Origin of the sequence: Bacillus massiliigorillae, assembly GCF_000380245.2 — a bacterium.
Lineage (GTDB): Bacteria > Bacillota > Bacilli > Bacillales > DSM-1321 > Bacillus_AD > Bacillus_AD massiliigorillae.
Genome location: NZ_HG428745.1, coordinates 7374 through 25792, shown reverse-complemented (window position 1 = coordinate 25792; position 18419 = coordinate 7374). Strand labels below are relative to the sequence as shown.

Sequence of the window (18419 nt, the reverse complement as noted above, 5' to 3'; positions counted from 1 at the left end):
TGTAACAGGTATTTTAAATTTACATTATAAAACAGGAAAGGATTAAAAAGTATGAAACAAATGGCTACAACAGTTTCTATGAAGAGTAGTGCTTCTCGACGTTTATGGCTAGCATTCGTTTTGGGGGTTTTATCGGCATTTGGCCCTTTCTGCCTGGATATGTACTTACCAGCTCTGCCAATGCTAGCAAATGAATTACAGACGTCGGCATCTTATGCACAATTGAGCTTAACAGCTTGTATGATTGGATTGGCTGCAGGTCAGCTTTTCGCAGGTCCGATTAGTGATGTTAGAGGTCGTCGTATGCCATTAATTTTAGGATTATTATTGTATATTGTTTCTTCGCTACTTTGTATGTTCACGCAGTCTGTTTGGGTATTTATCTTTTTGCGTTTTTTGCAAGGTGTAGCGGGAGCAGTAGGAATTGTCCTTTCGAAAGCAATGGTACGAGATTTATATTCAGGTAGTGAATTAACGAAATTTTTTGCGTTACTTATGCTGGTAAACGGAGCAGCACCAATCATAGCACCAATCGCCGGAGGGCAATTGCTTGAAATAACATCTTGGCGTGGCATTTTCTTCGTTTTAAGTTTAATAGGTGTTTTTTCGCTAATTTCTGTTGTTTGGAGTTTAGGAGAAACGCTTCCCCCTGAACGAAGATTGCAAGGGGGAATGAAACAAACATTCATTTCCATGGGACATATTTTGTGTGATCGATTGTTTATGGGATATGCGCTATCACAAGGATTAGTTACTGCGGCTATGTTTGCTTATATCGCAGGTTCACCATTTGTACTTCAAAATATATATAATTTCACACCACAAATGTTTAGCGTGTATTTTGCGATAAATGGAATAGGAATCATTATTGCCACACAAGTTACGGGGAGATTATCAGGACGCTATGGAGAGACAAAGCTGTTGATAGTTGGGTTATCACTTGCTGCGGTTTCAGGTATAGCATTGCTTGTTGCAGTTATTCTGAATGCAAATATCTTCGCTGTATTAATTCCTTTATTTTTTCTTGTATCTTGTGTTGGTATTGTTGGAACAACGACATTCTCTTTAGCAATGGCAAAGCAAGAAAAGACGGCGGGTAGTGCGGCAGCTTTGTTAGGGTTGTTATCATTTTTGTTTGGCGGAATTGTTGCACCACTTGTGGGAATGGGTGGAGAGCATACAGCGCTACCGATGGCAGTTATTATTGCCGTAACGGAAATACTGGCATTAGTTCTGTACTTTGTTATGGCTCATCGGCAAAAGTAAAGTTGAACAATAAAAAAAGAAGCTGGTCAAATCAGGAGAAATGATTTATCAGCTTCTTTTTGTTGCGTTTGTAGAGATGTCAGGAAATGTAATTAAGAATTTACAATGAAGATCTCCATCTGTACGGCAACAGGTTCTTTTGATTTCTTGTGTTTCTAGCACGTTTTTTAACATTTCCGTTTCGCAGCTACATGCTATTTTAAAATCATTTGCTACAGCCATAATTGGACAATTATATTCGATTAGTTCATAGGTATTATGATCAATCTGCGTGCTATCAGCCATATAACCCTTTTCGTTTTGAATCTTTACTAGTTCTTCAATCTTATTGGTTGTGGGCTTAAGAGCTAAGCGATTGGAATATTCTTGAGTTAGTCTTTGCTCTCTTTTCGAAAAAAGTAGGCTGACGGATTCTTTTCCGTGTATCTCTTGAATATCGTGTAAAAATTCTACACTTATATTTTCATAATTCTTCGGGAATAGTCGTTCCCCTTTTTCAGTTAATGAGAATATTTGAAGAGGCCGCCCCATCGGCTGCTTCATTTCTGTTGCTTGAATAAGGTGGTCTTTTTCTAATATATTCAAATGCTTTCTTACAGCCATATCTGTAATAGCTAATCGTTTTGTAAGATCATTTACAGTAAGTAATCCTTCTTTTTTTATATACTCAAGAATTTTTTCTTTTGTACTTTGTTTAGATGTTTGCAAGGTAGACACCTCATTTCTAATCATTGATGTTAGTGTATCTCATTTTCCTTATTGTTCAGACTTATTATATAAAAAAGTATAAAATATTCTTAGTGTTAATTCAATTAACAGCGATTTTGGTGGATTTCACTAAATAACAGAGCAAATAATTTGCTTTAAAAATTATATCATAGTATCTTTTATTTATACTTTTTATACTTATTAGTTTATAAAGTTTGTAAACTTAGGAGGAATACTTATGACAAAATATTCATTACCAACTTTAAATTATGATTTCAACGCTTTAGAACCAATAATTGACCAACAAACAATGGAAATTCATTATGGTAAGCACCATCAAACATATGTTACTAATTTGAATGCAGCACTTGAAGGAAATGCTGATTTACAAGAAAAATCACTTGAAGAAATTTTAGCTAATTTAGAAAGTGTACCAGAAGGAATCAGAACAGCTGTAAGAAACAATGGTGGTGGACATTTAAACCATTCGTTATTCTGGGAAGTAATTGCTCCAGCTAAAGAAAACAATGCACCAGTTGGACAATTAGCCGATGAAATCAATGCTACTTTTGGTAGTCTTGATCAATTCAAACAATTATTCACTGCAGCTGCAACTTCTAGATTTGGCTCTGGCTGGGCGTGGTTAGTAGTAAATGAAGATAATAAATTAGAAGTGATGAGCACTCCAAATCAAGATCACCCAGTTATGGATGGTAAAAAAGCAATTCTAGGTCTTGATGTTTGGGAGCATGCATATTATTTAAATTACCAAAATAGAAGACCAGATTATGTTTCAAGCTTCTTCAATATTATTAACTGGGATGTTGTTTCTAAAAAATACGAACAAGTGCTAATTAAATAAGTAATTAAATAAGGTGCCTTTATGGCACCTTATTTAAGAGGCATCTATATCTTTCCTTAAATATATGAGAGAAGAAATAAAATTCTCTAATCTCTACTTATTAATTGACCAAATGAATATGGATAAACAGAATGCTAAGGTCTTTTTTAGAATGGAGGATTAGCTATGAAATCAAATGATTCTAATACACCGAAAAGCAAAGCTCAATTCAATATTATTAAGAATGATCCAACAAATGGAGATGGAAGTTATGGCGTAGGAGCTCTTTCATTAGAAAATATTACGTCTATAATCGTTGATCCCGAAAATAATGAAGCGTACATCGATATGGAGGCTATGCATGGACGAAGTAAAATTGAAAAAAAGGTCAGATTTCAAAAAGTAAAAGAAGGGCTTATCGATCCTAAGTTATATTGGATTGTTTGGGTTGCGTTAAACCGAGGAAAAGATGGTCCTTATTATTCTGGTATCGGTGCTTGTGAGGTTTTAGTATCGAGTGAAGAAAGAAGAATTCGTCTAGGCTATAAATCAATGCCTGAACAAGTGAATAGTTTGAGTAAAGTTTTGAAAAGTAAATGTGATCTTACTAAAATGGACGATGTTTCAAAAATAATTCTCAAAGATTTTTTAATTAAATTTAATGAAGACTATTGGAAGTATTCTAGTGATGATTTTAAGAATATATGGTAACCAAAATAATAATCGAATAGTAGAGCGTTGTATTTAAGCCGTTGATAAAATGAGTATTCAGCGGTTTTTTATGTGTCTAACCTTATACCTGCTATGCTCAGAAATAAGCCAACCTGTTTTGAAAACCAAGAGCGGGTTTTCAAGAACAGCTCGTCTTATACATGTTGTCTAGCTTCAGCGACCAGCCCCTCGAGTCATAAGCCATCTCGCTTTAGAAATGAAAAGCGTATTTCTTAAGCGAGCCGTCTTATGCTGGTCGGGGCTAAACGGGTCGCTTCAGCATTTCGATATTGCCGCATAGCTCTTTTTCGTTTGGGAGTAAATCAAGGAGCTAGGCATCAATCGAAAAAGACCGGTGACGGTTTTTCTTATTTCAAAAACTATACTAAAAGACTTCATAGCTTATTTCAGTTTCTCTTGTATGATTAAATGATGTGTGACTAATGGGACGCTTTAAATTTATGTAAAAGGGTTTCTTTTTTTATTTTCTTATAATTTAACACGAAGTATATTAGGGGATTGTGCAACATAAAGTCGTTGCGTATCAACGAAGGAATGTAGTTAAGACCAATTTTGTAAAAATGGAATAACAGCATTTGTTATCAATAAAAGCACAAAATGAAAGCGTTTTACATTATGATGAATTCAGGAGGTAGTTCTAGTGCAGTTAGAAGGAAGACCATCATTACTTTTTAGTCATCTTGTTTCTTTGAAGAAATTGAAAATGATGCAATTGATTGAGCAAACGCAATTAACTAAAAGACAAATACTTTATGATTTTGAAAAATTAAATTTTGGGTTGGAATAACAATCATTGCCAGCAATTGTTTATAAAAGAACATCAATTATACAGGTTCCGGAAGTAATACTTCAATTTGCTAACAACCAGATGCAAGAACAAAATGATACTTCCCTTTTCTTCTCTGAAGAAGAAAGAATGATGGCGATATATATGTTCTTATTCATTCGACAGGAACCTAAATCGCTAACGGCATTATGGTTGCAGAATCATTAAAGGCAGCAGAAATTCTAGCTGAACAAGGAATTGAAGCTAGTGTGATTGATATGTATTCTATGAAATAACATTAAAACCGAGGCGTCTTAAATCGATGCCTCGGTTTATGTTTTAAAAGAACATAGCTTTAATTATAAAAATCACTTTTCAGACAGTCCCTAGTAAATACTATTTAAGTATTTCTTTTTTTGCTTCTTGTGTTTCAGCAATTGCGGCTTGAGCAAGTTTTGTAATGGTCATATCATCCATTGGTGGATTATGCAATCCGGCACGAACATCACGATAGTAGCGATTTAAAGGATTATTACTTTGAAGACTTTTTGCACCAACGACTCGCATAGCTAAATCAACAATCTCAATGGCAGAGTTTACAACAATGTTTTTAGCTGCGCCTAGCTCATTTTGAATGTAATCTTGAGTTGATTTGTTTTCTATTTTTTCAGCTACACTATAAAGGAAGTGGCGTGCCGTCATTAGTTTTAACTCGATTTGCCCAATTTTATCTTGTACGTGTGGAAGCTCACCAATTGGTCCTGGTAAGCTATTTGGCGAATAAGTGCTAGCGAAATGAACAGCATAGTCACGAGCAGCTTGTGCAATGCCTAAGTAGACAGCTGGAATATGAAGTGCCCACCCATTAATTTTATTACTACGAGGTCCATCATTTATTTCGACGAGAGCATCTTCCGGTAAAATGACCTGATTTAATATGAGGTCATGGCTTGCTGTACCACGCATAGCTATCATATCCCACGTTTCTTCAATTGCAACACCTTCTGTATCACTTGGAATTAAGAAATATCCAATTGCCTTTTTTTCTTCAATCCATGCAGATGTTAAAAAATGCGTTAAGGCATACGAAAGTGTCATAAAGCTTTTGCGACCTGAAATATGCCATTTTCCATCAATGAGTTTGGCGTTTGTACCAGGGCGACCACCGCGCGTTGGGCTACCTGTAATGGCTTCACTTACAGCACGATTCGTTAAGGCGCGCTCTTTAACAATTGCATCCGCAAATCTCTTCAAGTGTGCTTCGGACCACATTTTCTTATTGTAAATTTCACCAACAACGCCTAATTGCCAGCCAATCGCAAGTGCTGTAGGCCCATCAAAGCTTGCTAATGTTTCTTGGAATAGAATCATGTCATAAATTCCAAATCCTTTACCACCATATTCTTTTGGTAGTGTTAATTGATTATAATCCATCTTTAATAAGTCTTGAAAATTATCAAAAGGGAAACCATTTTCATGATCCGCTATTTCACCACGTTTTCTAATCACTTCTTTTAATGTATGCAATTGGCTTATGACGTTTTGTTGTTCATTATTTTTGATAAACAGATTTATTGAATTCATATTATAATTCTCCTTAATTCCTAGTCATTTTGTAGAGACTAATATCAATAATACAGATAATTCAGGAAAAAATCTATCAAAAAAACCAAAAAACATACTTTACAGGTATGAATTCTTGTGTTAAATTGTCGTTATATTCAAAAAAAGAACGGGTCGTTGAAAAAATGTATTTAGGGAGTGGAGGTATGATTCGTTTAACTGGAATCCATAAACAATTTAAAGATCATGAAGTGTTAAAGGGGATAGATTTAGAAGTTAAGAAAGGTGATGTTTTAACAATTATTGGGCCATCTGGCTCTGGCAAAACAACATTTCTTCGCTGCATTAATTTTTTAGAAAAGCCTGATAAGGGAACCATCCAAATTGGTGATGAATTATCAATTAATGCAATAAAACCATCGAAGCGAGATATTTTACAACTTCGTCGAAGAACAGCTATGGTGTTTCAAAATTACAATTTGTTTCAAAACAAGACGGTTTTAGAGAATATCACCGAAGGGCTAATCGTAGCACAGAAACGTAATAAGCAAGACGCTAAACAAGTGGCAGAAAATTTATTGAAAAAAGTGGGATTGTTAGAAAAGAAAGATGCGTATCCATCTAGTTTATCTGGTGGGCAGCAACAGCGTGTAGGGATTGCACGCGCGCTCGCTTTAAACCCAGATGTTATTTTATTCGACGAGCCAACCTCAGCACTCGATCCAGAAATGGTGGGAGAAGTTTTAACTTTAATGAAAACCATTGCGAGCGAGGGAATCACAATGATTGTTGTAACGCATGAAATTGAATTCGCGCGTGAAGTATCCAATCACGTGGTCTTTATGGATGGAGGATATATTGTGGAAGAAGGTACGCCAGAAGAAGTAATCATCCATCCAAGAAAAGAGCGTACAAAACAATTTTTACGCAGATTAAATAAAGCACCAGAATTTATTATTTAAATTAAAGGGGAAAAGAGAAATGGCACTTAAAAAAATTGGTTCAATAGCAGTAGTCTTAAGTTTAACAGGGGCGCTTTTAGCAGGCTGTGGTTCATCAGATGAAAAAGCGACATCTGAAAATGGGGCAGAAATTGTAAAAGTCGCACTAAGCGATGAGGTCAACCCGCCATTTTTATATACAGATGATAAAAACGATCCGGTAGGTTATGATATCGACTATTTAAAAGAAGTCGAGAAGAAATTAGATGGGAAATATGAATTCGATTATCAATTTGGTGAAGAGGAAGGAAACTTAATCGGTGTAAGTACCAATAAATTTGATTTTGCGATTAACTGGTTTTTCAAAAATCCAGAACGTGAAGCAAAATTCTTATACGGTAATCCAGAGTATGGATACTCAATGACAGCTCTTATTACACGCAAAGACACAAATGATATTAAAACATTTGAGGATTTAAAAGGTAAAAAACTAGCACCGATGGCTCCGAGTGGCGGTCTTCGTACCATTTTGAATAGCTATAATGAAAAAAATCCAAAGACAGCCGTTGAAATTGAAACAATTGAACATCCATCTAATGCAGATAATTTAAAAGGCTTGGTAGCTGGAAAATATGATGCAGTATTTTTAAATGTTTCAACTTTTGATGCGATCCAAAAGGAATTAAATCTAGACATAAAAGTAGGGGGCATTGTGTCAAAAGAGCCTGTTCATATTGTTTATAACAAGAAAAATGAAGAGCTACAAAAAGCGATTAATGAAGCAACAAAAGAGCTTGAAAAAGAAGGTACGTTATCGAAACTTGCAGAGAAGTGGTTCGATGTAGATTTCTTCCAAGACTTAAATTATATCAATCAAGAACAATATAAATTTAATAGTAAATAATTGTTCATAACTGAAAACGATGTGGAGAGTGTACGGCTCTTGAAATTATTCCAAGTAATAAGAGAGAAAAAGTTACACTCTCTTTTGTTAGAAAGGAGAAAGAAATGGATTCTTCTATTCATCAATGGAGCGATTTGTTTCTACAGATATTAGAGCGGCTACCACTAACAATTTTTATGCTAATTACTTCGTTACTAGTGGGACTCATTCTCGGCACGTTAATTGCAATTATTCGCATTAAAAAAGTACCAGTATTACATCAGTTGATGACTGTATTTATTTCATTTTCTCGATGTACGCCTCTGTTAGTTCAACTGTTCTTAATTTATTTTGGTTTACCACAACTGTTAGCATATTTCGGAATTTATATTAATGATGTCGCACCACTCATTTTTGCGATTTCCACATTTGCTTTGCATATTTCTGCTTATTTAGCAGAAGTGATTCGCTCCGCTTATTTAGCTGTTGGCGAGCATCAATTAGAGGCTTGCTATAGTGTAGGCATGACCTATTCGCAGGCTTTGCGTCGGGTCATTTTACCACAGGCTTTCGTGTTGGCGTTACCGAATATGGGGAACACCATAATTGAACTATTAAAGGATACAACGCTCGCATTTACGATTGGAGTTGTTGATATTATGGGGCAAGTCCGCTTAATAATCGGGAACAATTACGGTCTCGGTATGTTTCAAGTGTATGTTGTCATTTCGATTATTTATTGGGCAACATGCGCTATAATCGAAGTTTTAATTCATCAATTTGAAAAAAGCTTTAAAAAAGGGCATGTAAATGTAGCGAAATCATAGGGGGAGAAAATAAATGCCAGTTTTTGATATGACTTTTGCAATTGAACATTTTCCCGAAGTATTAAAAGGTGTACCGATTACGCTACTTATTGCTGCCGTTTCGATTGTTATAGGTTCATTATTCGGTTTAGGAATGGCACTTTCACGTATTTATAGAGTTCCGATATTAAATCAATGTACAACGGTTTTCGTATCATTTATTCGAGGAACACCATTGCTTGTACAACTTTACGTATTCTTCTACGGTATACCAGAGCTACTCGATTGGGTTAATGCAACGTGGGAAACTAAATGGGATGCTGACAATATCTCACCGTTGTGGTATGCCTTTATTGTGTATTCAATGAACGCAGCTGCTTATACGACTGAGATTTTCCGGGCATCCTTAAATTCTATCTCTGCAGGTCAAATGGAAGCATGTCACAGTGTAGGGATGACAACATGGCAAGGATTACGTCGTGTTGTGTTTCCACAAATGATCGTGATGGCATTGCCAAACATGGGGAATATTTTTATTAACTTAATTAAATCAACATCGCTTGCATTTGCAGTGAAAGTCGTAGAAATTATGGCAATTTCAAAAATGATTGCGAACCAAGGATACAATTTCTTAGAAATGTATCTCGTTGCATCTATTATTTATTGGATTGTGTGCTTACTACTTGAATTGATTTTCTACTACTTAGAAAAGAACATGAGCGCACATAAGTATAAACCAACTACTATAACGGGCTAAAGAGTTTTCTTCAGTGATAGAAGCTAGCTGAATTGAAAAGCACTCCTAAATTATTGGGAGTGCTTTTTTTATTGAAAACTGATGTAGATATGTTTTACCAAAAGAATGGGAAAAAGAATGGGAAGCAGCAGCATCTTCTTCTTCTACAACAACATCTTCTTCTTCTATGACATCTGTCATCACAGCCAAATGATTCGCAATCACGTCTACATGACATAAAAACTCACAACCTTTCGTTTATATATATTAGGATATGGTGTTATACGGTACGAGGCGTGGTTGTCTACCTATAGATTATGAAAATGGGCTGGTGTAATAGTTGATATTAATAGTATTCTCTGTAAAGGAATTGGTTTTTATTGGATCATTAGGTAATTTTGAATATGACTAATTATTTGACAGAAGGAGCTTTATGTACAGAGAAATTATTATTGATACTATTTATGACAGAAACAAACAGTTAATTTAAGTTAATACACAAAGATTTACTTTCTAAGGGGGATAATTTGTTATACTAATGTAATTTCTGATTAATATTTTAAGTTAATAACGGAGTTAACGATGGAAACAATAGGATTATGGAGTTTAAAAAGGAGAGAAATCGTGTGGAGCGTGGATATTATGAAATTAATCGTATGACGAGAAATTACCCGGTGAAAATTGTTCCTCATGAACATTTAATTGAAAGTACTCATTTAGATAATGGTCATATTTTGAAACATTGGCATAGAAGCATTGAGATTTTTTGGGTAGCTAATAGTAGTTGTATGATTTGGAAAAATGGACAAACAAAGAAAATGGTCGCGAATGATATGGAAATCATGAATAGTGGGGAAGCTCATGAATATTATGGATTTGCACAAGATACAACGTATGGTTGTTCCATTTTAATTTCATATAAATTTTTGAAAGAGTTATTTGCGGATATTGATAATTATCACTTCATATTAGATCGAAATCATCCGAGCTATAACAAGCTTATGGATGCTGTATCACGCATGAAGGATATCTATTTACAAAATGAAGAATTATACAATCTGCAAATTCGAAGTGTTTTATACGAAATTTTATACCTATTAATGAAGGATTTTAAATATGACAAGCATGAAGTGTTTGATGTTCAAACACAGAAATATGCGGAAAGATATAAAGAGATATTGTCGTATATGAATGAGCATTATAAAGAAAATATTACTTTAAACGAAGTGGCAGAGCATTTCGGGTATACGTCCGAGTACTTTTCGAGAAGCTTTAAGAAGTATATTGGTATTAATTATAAGGATCATATTAAAAGTTTGAGAGTGAATGCTGCGAAGAAATTATTGCTTGAATCAGATAAAACAATTACTGATATAGCCTTTGAAATAGGCGCTCCGGACAGTAAAGCATTTATCCGTGATTTTAAAAATGCGTATGGTGTAACGCCTTTGAAGTTTAGGAAGGTACACCGTGACATGTCAAAAATCGACTAAAAACGAAACAAGTATTGGATAGAATGAAAACGATTTCCACCGTAAAATGACACTATCAACAAGATTTTAAAGAGGAGGAATACAAGTGGCAAGCAAATATGATGGATTAGCAAGAATCATCATTCAAAATGTCGGTGGAAAAGAGAATATTGCCTCTCTTGAACATTGCTTTACACGATTAAGATTTCGACTGAAAGATGAGAGCAAGGCAAATACTGAAATGCTCAAGCAGTCTGACGAAATTGTAAATGTCATTCAAAGCGGTGGACAATATCAAATTGTCATCGGAAATCATGTAGGAGCAGTTTGTGAGGCGGTTTTGGATAAAGCAAAGTTGAAAAAAGCAGATTCTGAAGAGCAGAACGAAGAAAAGCAAGGAATCTTTAGTAGAATCATTAATACCATATCTGGTATTTTCTTACCGGTAATCGGTCTTCTATGTGCGGCAGGTATGATGAAAGGTTTACTTGTTATTTTGACAGCTGCAGGTGTGTTAGCTGAAACAGATGGAACCTACATTATTTTATCAGCCATTGGAAACTGTATCTTTTATTTCTTTCCTGTTTTCCTTGGTTATACAGCAGCCAAAAAGTTTGGCATTAGTGAAATAATCGGTTTAGCCATCGGTACGATTATGGTCTACCCGACACTTATCGCAGTGATGAGTGGAGAACCACTAAGTGTTTTATTTGAGGGTACAGCGTTTGAATCAAATGTATTTTTAACATTTTTAGAAATTCCTGTATTGTTAAATGATTACTCTTCAACGGTTATTCCGGTTATTTTAGCCGTTTGGTTCGCTTCAAAGGTTGAAAAGGTCGCTAAGAAAATCATTCCAGATGTTGTGAAATCCTTCTTAGTTCCATTGTTAACTTTAGCGATTGTAATTCCAATTACATTTTTGGTCATTGGTCCTATCGCAACATGGTTATCTAGTGGAATCGGTCTGATTGTTCAATTTCTGTTTGAATTGAATCCAATTTTATATGGAGTCTTCGTAGGTGCATTCTGGCAAATATTTGTTATTTTTGGTATTCACCAAGGACTTATTCCGATTGTACTTAATAATTTAGCAACAGTCGGCTATGATACGATTTTTGCAGCTACACTGGCAGCTCCATTTACCCAAGTAGCAATCTTAATTGCGATCATTTTAAAAACAAAAAATCAAAAATTGAAAACGACTTCTATTTCGGCGTTTTTCTCAGGGATATTTGGGATTACGGAACCAGCTATTTATGGTGTAACCCTTCCGCTGAAAAAAACCTTTATCATTAGCTGTATTGCATCTGGTATTGGTGGCGGTATAGCAATGGCGTTAGGTGTTAAATTCTATACAATGGGTGGACAAGGTATCTTCTCTTTCCCTTGTTATATTGATCCTAATGGAAGTGCGGTTAATAGTGTATTAATGGCAGTCATTTCTATCGTTATTGCAATGGTTATCGCTTTTGTTGCAACGATCTTTATTTTTAAGGATAAAAAAGAGTCTAAAGTAAAAGAAACAAAAAATGATAGTCAATCTGTTGAAATTGCTAGCCCAATGAAAGGGGACGTTGTAGCACTTCATGATGTAAAGGATCAAGTATTTGCAAGCGGTACGATGGGGAAAGGTATTGCTATTAACCCAACTGAAGGAAAAATGATTGCGCCAATTGATGGAGTGGTTACAAGCTTATTCCCTACTGGACATGCAATTGGTATTACTGGCAGCAATGGTGTTGAAATCTTAATTCATGTTGGAATGGATACGGTTAATTTAAAAGGTGCTCACTTTACAAGTAAGGTAAAGCAAGGTGATTCTGTTAAACAAGGTGATTTGTTAATAGAGTTTGATATTGAAGGAATTGTAAACGCAGGATATTCAACGACTACGCCTATCATTATTACGAATAGTCATCAATATGCAAATTTTGATTTAACAACAAAAGAGAACGTTTCATCAAACGACACCATTATTACATTAGGTTGAAATTAGACATACTTGGAGGCAGCAATGATTAGATTTAAGGAAAATCCTTTCTATTTATCAGATTTAGATATTAAGTGGGTAAATGATACATTAAACTCAATGACTGTAAATGAAAAAGTTGGACAACTATTTTGTTTACATGGAGATTCAGACGATTATACTGTTCTGAAAGGAATTTTAGAAGATTATAAGCCTGGTGGGATGATGTACCGTCCAAGCGCAAGTGAGAAGATTTATGGGATTCATCAATTCCTACAAGATAATAGTTCTGTACCGATGTTATTAGCGGCTAATTTAGAGTCCGGTGGTGACGGAATTGGAAATGAAGGTACATTTTACGGAAGACATATACAAGTTGCAGCAAGTAATAATGTAGAGAATGCTTATAGACTTGGAGCCATTGCTGGTCGTGAAGGAAGTGCGGTTGGGTGCAACTGGTCATTTGCGCCAGTTATTGATATTGATATGAACTTTTCAAACCCTATTACGAATGTGAGAACATTTGGATCAGACAAAAATCGTGTTTTAGCGATGGCTAAGGAATATATGAAAGGTTGTCAGGAGCATGATGTAGCTGTTTCAATCAAGCACTTCCCAGGAGATGGAGTGGATGACCGCGATCAGCATTTGCTAGCGTCCGTTAATACTTTATCGATAGAAGAGTGGAATGACACTTTCGGAATGGTTTATAAGGGAATGATTGACGCAGGTGCAAAAACAGTGATGGCTGGTCACATTATGCTACCATCCTATACAAAGCATTTCTCTCCAGAGATTAAAGATGATGAGATTATGCCAGGCTCACTATCACCTGAGCTTCTGCAAGGCTTGCTTCGAGGTAAATTGAATTTTAATGGGATGATTGTAACAGATGCAACATCAATGGTTGGATTTACTGCTCAAGGAAAGAGAAAAGAGTTAATTCCACAATCGATTGCTGCTGGCTGTGACATGATTCTGTTTACGAGAAATTTAGCAGAAGATTATGAAGCAGCTATGGAAGGTGTCGCAACTGGCATAATCACGAATGAAAGATTAGATGAAGCAGTTGCTCGAATCCTAGCAACTAAAGCCTCTTTACAATTGCATAGAAAAAAAGAGGAAGGCAAGATTATGCCTCCTATTGAAAATCTAAGCGTTCTAAGATGTAAAGAGCATATGGATTGGGCAAATGAATTATCCGACCAATCTATTACTTTAGTAAAAAACAATGAAAATCTTATTCCTCTAGATGTAGAGAAGCATAAGAAAGCGTTAGTCATCGTGCTTGGTGATGCTGTAAGTGCAAGTGGAAAGCCTGCTACAGGTGGATTGTTCATTAGTGAACTTGAAAAAGCAGGTTTTGATGTTGAACGATTTGAAGTGGAAACGCATAAAGAATTGTTTATGAATGCTCCTACAAGTGAACTACAAGAAAAGTATGATATTATTTTCTACTTTGCTAACATTAAGACGGCAAGTAATCAGACAACGGTTCGTATCAATTGGCAGCCACCAATGGGCTTAGATGCGCCTTGGTTTGTAAATGAAGTACCGACGATCTTTGTATCAATCGCAAATCCATATCATTTACAAGATGTACCGATGATTAAAACATATATCAATGCGTATACAGCAAATGAATTTAATCCAAAGCATATTGTTGAAAAAATCATCGGAAAGAGTGAATTCAAAGGTATCAATCCGAACGATCCGTTCTGTGGATACTGGGATACAACTCTTTAATGGAGGTACTACATGATTAAAGGATTACTATTTGATTTAGATGGTGTCATAGTTGATACAGCAAAATATCATTATTTAGCGTGGAAATCGATTGCGGATGAATTACAAATCGAATTTACACTCGCTGATAATGAGCTTTTAAAAGGTGTAAGTAGAAATCGTTCTTTCAAGATTATTTTGGAACTAGGTAATCGAACGATGTCAGTAGAAGAACAGAATGAATTTTGCCGTCGGAAAAATGAAATATATCTTCAATATATTAGTAATATGACAGAGGAAGAAATACTTCCAGGTATGAAATGCTTTTTACAAAATGCTAAAGAACAGGGTTATAAAATTGCACTAGGTTCAGCAAGTAAAAATGCCAAAACAATATTATCAAATGTAGGTCTTATGAATATGTTTGATGCAATTATTGATGGAGAGAGTGTTACTGAAGCAAAACCGAATCCTGAGGTATTTGTAAAAGGTGCAGCGGCAATACATCTTCAAAATGAAGAATGCCTTGTTTTTGAGGATGCTCTTGCTGGAATCGAAGCAGCGCACAATGCGGGAATGAAAGCAGTTGGAGTAGGTAATGTAGAAAATCTACCAATTGCAGATATGCATGTAGCAGATTTCGATAAAATAGTTATTAATGATGTGATAGAGAGATTGAGTTTATAAAGTGGAACAAGAGGTTTGAAATAAATTAGTAAATGTCTAATCTATTTCAAACCTTTTCTAAAAAAATGACTACAATGAGTTGTAGTAGTTTGGGAGGATATTATGTCGAAATCTGGATTACCCGAAGGTTTTTTATGGGGCGGAGCAACCGCTGCGAATCAATGTGAAGGTGGATATAGTGAAGGTGGAAGAGGTTTAGCGAATGTAGATGTTATTCCTCGTGGTGAAGATCGTTTTCCAGTAATGTTAGGTAAAAAGAAAATGTTTGAATTAGATGAGGAACATTATTTTCCTGCTTTAGAAGCCATTGATATGTATCACCGTTATAAAGAAGATATCGCTTTATTTGGAGAAATGGGCTTTAAAACATACCGATTATCGATTGCTTGGAGTCGTATCTTTCCAAAAGGTGACGAGAGTGAGCCGAATGAAGAAGGCTTACAATTCTATGAGAATATCTTTAAAGAGTGTAAAAAGCATGGAATAGAGCCTTTGGTAACAATCACGCATTTTGATTGTCCAATGCATTTAATAACAGAATATGGTGGGTGGAAAAACCGAAAGCTAATTGGCTTCTATGAAAATTTATGTAGAGTTTTATTTACTAGATATAAGGATTTAGTCAAATATTGGCTTACATTTAATGAAATTAATATGATTATGCATTTACCTTTCTTAGGAGCAGGCTTATATTTTGAAGATGGTGAAAATGAAGAAGCTGTTAAATATTTAGCTGCTCATCATGAGTTAGTTGCCAGTGCTGCTGCGACAAAAATAGCTCATGAAATTAATCCGGATTTTAAGATTGGATGTATGCTTGCAGCCGGAAATACGTATGCAAAAACGTGTAACCCGGAAGATATATGGAAATCGATGGAAAAAGACCGCGAGAATTATTTCTTTATTGATGTACAAGCGAGAGGTGAGTATCCTTCTTATGCACTTAAGGAATTAGAACGTAAGAACATAGATATTGGTATTACAGAGGAAGATAAGCAGTTATTGAAAGAACATACCGTAGACTTTATTTCATTTTCATATTATTCTTCTCGATTAACAAGTGCAGAGCCTGAAGAGGAACAAACTGAAGGAAATGTGTTTGCAACTTTAAGGAACCCATATTTACAAGCTAGCGAATGGGGATGGCAGATTGATCCACTAGGGTTAAGAATTACTATGAATGCTATTTACGACAGGTATCAGAAGCCACTCTTCATTGTGGAAAATGGATTAGGTGCTGTTGATATTCCAGATGAGAATGGAAATATTGAAGATGATTATCGAATTGATTACCTAAAGGCGCATCTTAAAGCTATGAAAGATGCAGTTAACATTGATGGCGTTGACCTTTGGGGATATACATCTTGGGGATGTATAGATTTAGTGAGTGCATCTACTGGTGAGATGAAAAAGCGCTATGGTTTTATCTATGTAGATAAAGATAATGAAGGAAATGGTACACTAAAAAGAACGAAGAAAAAAAGCTTTGAATGGTATAAAGAAGTAATAGCTACCAATGGGGCAAACTTATAAGGTGAAACCTATTTCAAGTAATTATAGGGGCTGTCCAAAAAGTGATTGTAGATCACTTTTTGGACAGCCCTTTTTACGCTTTTTTAGTAGATTACAAAGGTTGATATTTAGCGTTCTAGGTTAAGATAAGCCCTTATAGAGTCCTTAATAAACCATAGACTCTTTATTTTGCAGAAACTAACTAATAGTATGACTCTAGAATAAATCTTAAAAGGCGATCTACCAAAGGAAGAAGCGTTTACATCGTTTTCTACTGTTGCATTTATCACAGTCACATGATTTAAAATCGCATTGGTTTTTATTACAGTCTAATTTAAAATCGCAACGACATTTATCGCAGTCAAATAATTTAAAATCGCAACGACATTTATCGCAGTCACATGATTTGAAATCGCAACGATTTCTATTACAGTCTAATGATTCAAATTCACGTCTACATGACATAAAAAGCACAACCACCTTTCGTTTATATACATTAGGGTATGCTATTTTAATGCATGGAGAGTGGTTGTCCACCTATAGATTAAGAAATTGGCGGGTGTAGTGCTTATTAACGAAATTATTCTCTTTAATGGTGATATTATTATTTGTTGTTATTACAGATTATTCATTTTTACTATTTTCTCGTTTCCGCGAAGAGCTGGAAAAAGGCTTGCACGTAAATGCAGTCATGAAAAATGCTTTGAACTTTGTTAAAGAACCAATTGTATTCATTGGGAGTACAGTGTTACTAAGTATGGCAACACTATTCTTTGCTGTATATGAATCTTATCGTGGCTTTGACCAGTATTTGTTGTTGCAATAGAACTTATATTAATTGCATGTTTAACTCTGATGCCAGCTTTATTCGCTATTGCAGGAGAGAAGTCATTCTGGCCATCTAATCCGTGTAAACGTGCTGAAAAGAATGCAGGAAAATATAGTTTTTGGCCTAAGAAAGTTAAATAATTTTTGGAATGAAAGTAAGGTAGGGACAGAATAATTATTGAGTGTTAATGCTGCCTTAAGAAATCTTCCAATGATTTTTAAATAATTATTATGAAATAAAAGTAAATGAAAAGAGGAAGTTTTGAATAATCATTTTTCAAAACTTCCTCTTTTATTATTAACAAAACCGCAAATTGTAAAGTCAGTTCGTCAACCCTGAGATGAATCTAAATACAAGGAATAAATCCAATACACCATACAATGCATTGGATTTATATATTTTTTGAAGAGCAGGAAACTCTTTACTTATTCATTGTCTCGTTTAATCTGGTTAAACCGCACTTAATATGATAGTAGCTGCTGCGCCATGGGCTAAGGCCCCAGCCTCAGAAGTAATTTGTACAGATAACAAATCGAATTCATTGACAGTGAAACTAGCGGTAGTCGCGGCAGCAAAATTAGGAGGGTTCGGGCCATTTACTGTCGCTATAATTCCTGTACCTGTAAAAGTTACCCCGCCGTCCGTACTTCTAAATATTTCACCACTAACCGCCTGTCCAGCGGCTAAAGCTTTATCACGTATATTTAAAACTAAGCCTGTAATTGTTGAGGTCTGTGATATAACTACATTATCCCTCACAAATCCATCTGCTCCACCTTGTGAGGTACCTAATCCCATGAAATCACCATTGCCAATTGATTGATCTGAAGCCAAATAAATCAGCAATAAGCTTTCACCCGTAGTACCCGTAGCACCTGTGGCACCCGTAGCACCCGTAGCACCCGTAGCACCCGTAGCACCCGTAGCACCCGTAGCACCCGTAGCACCCGTAGCACCTGTAGGTCCTGTGGCACCCGTAG

21 protein-coding genes are annotated in these 18419 nt (G+C 35.4%); 17 read left to right on the top strand and 4 right to left on the bottom strand.

From position 1 onward, the window contains the following. The first annotated feature begins 51 nt into the window (after positions 1–51). Entirely contained in the window at positions 52–1266 is a 1215-nt protein-coding gene (locus TX86_RS21620) for a multidrug effflux MFS transporter (protein ID WP_042352106.1), read from the top strand. Positions 1267–1314: 48 nt separating this feature from the next. Here TX86_RS21620 and TX86_RS21615 read toward each other — a convergent pair whose 3' ends face one another. After that, positions 1315–1974 (bottom strand): helix-turn-helix transcriptional regulator, encoded by a 660-nt coding sequence (locus TX86_RS21615; RefSeq protein WP_230203703.1) that lies wholly within the window; start codon positions 1972–1974, stop codon positions 1315–1317. A 238-nt stretch (positions 1975–2212) separates the two neighbouring features. Between TX86_RS21615 and TX86_RS21610 the strand changes: the two genes are divergently transcribed. The 6 genes from TX86_RS21610 to TX86_RS27650 all read left to right on the top strand — a co-directional run bounded on the left by TX86_RS21610 (position 2213) and on the right by TX86_RS27650 (position 4609). Beyond that, positions 2213–2836 carry a superoxide dismutase gene (locus tag TX86_RS21610; RefSeq protein WP_042352102.1) on the top strand — a complete coding sequence of 208 codons (624 nt, stop codon included), beginning with the start codon at positions 2213–2215 and terminating at the stop codon, positions 2834–2836. Positions 2837–2882: 46 nt separating this feature from the next. Continuing rightward, entirely contained in the window at positions 2883–2999 is a 117-nt protein-coding gene (locus tag TX86_RS27655) for a riboflavin kinase (protein WP_369126218.1), read from the top strand. 2 nt (positions 3000–3001) lie between these two features. Beyond that, entirely contained in the window at positions 3002–3526 is a 525-nt protein-coding gene (locus TX86_RS21605) for a YwhD family protein (RefSeq protein WP_042352101.1), read from the top strand. A 661-nt stretch (positions 3527–4187) separates the two neighbouring features. Beyond that, on the top strand, positions 4188–4334 hold the full coding sequence (locus tag TX86_RS26850) for a hypothetical protein (protein ID WP_154663196.1): 147 nt from the start codon (positions 4188–4190) through the stop codon (positions 4332–4334). A 6-nt stretch (positions 4335–4340) separates the two neighbouring features. Beyond that, positions 4341–4541 (top strand): hypothetical protein, encoded by a 201-nt coding sequence (locus TX86_RS26845; RefSeq protein WP_154663195.1) that lies wholly within the window; start codon positions 4341–4343, stop codon positions 4539–4541. Then, positions 4523–4609 carry a transketolase C-terminal domain-containing protein gene (locus TX86_RS27650; protein WP_081707796.1) on the top strand — a complete coding sequence of 29 codons (87 nt, stop codon included), beginning with the start codon at positions 4523–4525 and terminating at the stop codon, positions 4607–4609. The genes TX86_RS26845 and TX86_RS27650 overlap by 19 nt, the downstream gene beginning before the upstream one ends. A 100-nt stretch (positions 4610–4709) precedes the next feature. Here TX86_RS27650 and TX86_RS21600 read toward each other — a convergent pair whose 3' ends face one another. After that, positions 4710–5897: an acyl-CoA dehydrogenase family protein gene (locus TX86_RS21600; protein ID WP_042352100.1), complete on the bottom strand. Its 1188-nt coding sequence runs from the start codon at positions 5895–5897 to the stop codon at positions 4710–4712. Positions 5898–6082: 185 nt separating this feature from the next. On the opposite strand from TX86_RS21600, the gene TX86_RS21595 reads away from it, so the two are divergent. The 4 genes from TX86_RS21595 to TX86_RS21580 all read left to right on the top strand — a co-directional run bounded on the left by TX86_RS21595 (position 6083) and on the right by TX86_RS21580 (position 9263). After that, the gene (locus tag TX86_RS21595; protein ID WP_042352099.1) at positions 6083–6838 is read left to right on the top strand and encodes an amino acid ABC transporter ATP-binding protein; all 756 of its coding nucleotides are present in this window, start codon (positions 6083–6085) and stop codon (positions 6836–6838) included. Between the two features lie 19 nt (positions 6839–6857). After that, a complete protein-coding gene (locus TX86_RS21590; protein ID WP_042352097.1) occupies positions 6858–7721 on the top strand; it encodes a transporter substrate-binding domain-containing protein in 864 nt (287 codons plus the stop codon). A 104-nt stretch (positions 7722–7825) separates the two neighbouring features. Beyond that, a complete protein-coding gene (locus tag TX86_RS21585; RefSeq protein ID WP_042352095.1) occupies positions 7826–8527 on the top strand; it encodes an amino acid ABC transporter permease in 702 nt (233 codons plus the stop codon). A 13-nt stretch (positions 8528–8540) separates the two neighbouring features. Beyond that, positions 8541–9263 carry an amino acid ABC transporter permease gene (locus TX86_RS21580; protein WP_042352094.1) on the top strand — a complete coding sequence of 241 codons (723 nt, stop codon included), beginning with the start codon at positions 8541–8543 and terminating at the stop codon, positions 9261–9263. Between the two features lie 45 nt (positions 9264–9308). Here the strand turns inward: TX86_RS21580 and TX86_RS26840 are convergent, their stop codons facing one another. Next, positions 9309–9467 carry a hypothetical protein gene (locus TX86_RS26840; RefSeq protein WP_154663194.1) on the bottom strand — a complete coding sequence of 53 codons (159 nt, stop codon included), beginning with the start codon at positions 9465–9467 and terminating at the stop codon, positions 9309–9311. 401 nt (positions 9468–9868) lie between these two features. Here TX86_RS26840 and TX86_RS21575 point away from each other — a divergent pair, with 401 nt between their 5' ends. The 6 genes from TX86_RS21575 (at position 9869) to TX86_RS21550 (ending at position 17436) form a co-directional block, all read left to right on the top strand. Continuing rightward, positions 9869–10735, top strand: coding sequence for an AraC family transcriptional regulator (locus TX86_RS21575; protein WP_042352093.1), 867 nt, complete (start codon positions 9869–9871; stop codon positions 10733–10735). A gap of 85 nt (positions 10736–10820) precedes the next feature. Then, complete coding sequence (locus TX86_RS21570) at positions 10821–12707, top strand: beta-glucoside-specific PTS transporter subunit IIABC (RefSeq protein WP_042352092.1); 1887 nt, start codon at positions 10821–10823, stop codon at positions 12705–12707. 24 nt (positions 12708–12731) lie between these two features. Beyond that, a complete protein-coding gene (locus tag TX86_RS21565) occupies positions 12732–14432 on the top strand; it encodes a glycoside hydrolase family 3 protein (protein WP_042352091.1) in 1701 nt (566 codons plus the stop codon). Positions 14433–14444: 12 nt separating this feature from the next. Beyond that, complete coding sequence (gene pgmB, locus TX86_RS21560) at positions 14445–15098, top strand: beta-phosphoglucomutase (RefSeq protein ID WP_042352090.1); 654 nt, start codon at positions 14445–14447, stop codon at positions 15096–15098. Between the two features lie 102 nt (positions 15099–15200). Next, positions 15201–16631 carry a 6-phospho-beta-glucosidase gene (locus TX86_RS21555; RefSeq protein WP_042352089.1) on the top strand — a complete coding sequence of 477 codons (1431 nt, stop codon included), beginning with the start codon at positions 15201–15203 and terminating at the stop codon, positions 16629–16631. A 571-nt stretch (positions 16632–17202) separates the two neighbouring features. Then, entirely contained in the window at positions 17203–17436 is a 234-nt protein-coding gene (locus TX86_RS21550) for an MMPL family transporter (RefSeq protein ID WP_042352088.1), read from the top strand. A 453-nt stretch (positions 17437–17889) separates the two neighbouring features. Here TX86_RS21550 and TX86_RS27345 read toward each other — a convergent pair. Continuing rightward, positions 17890–18419, bottom strand: a 530-nt coding sequence (locus tag TX86_RS27345) for a hypothetical protein (protein WP_230203702.1), incomplete at its 5' end; no start/stop codon positions are given.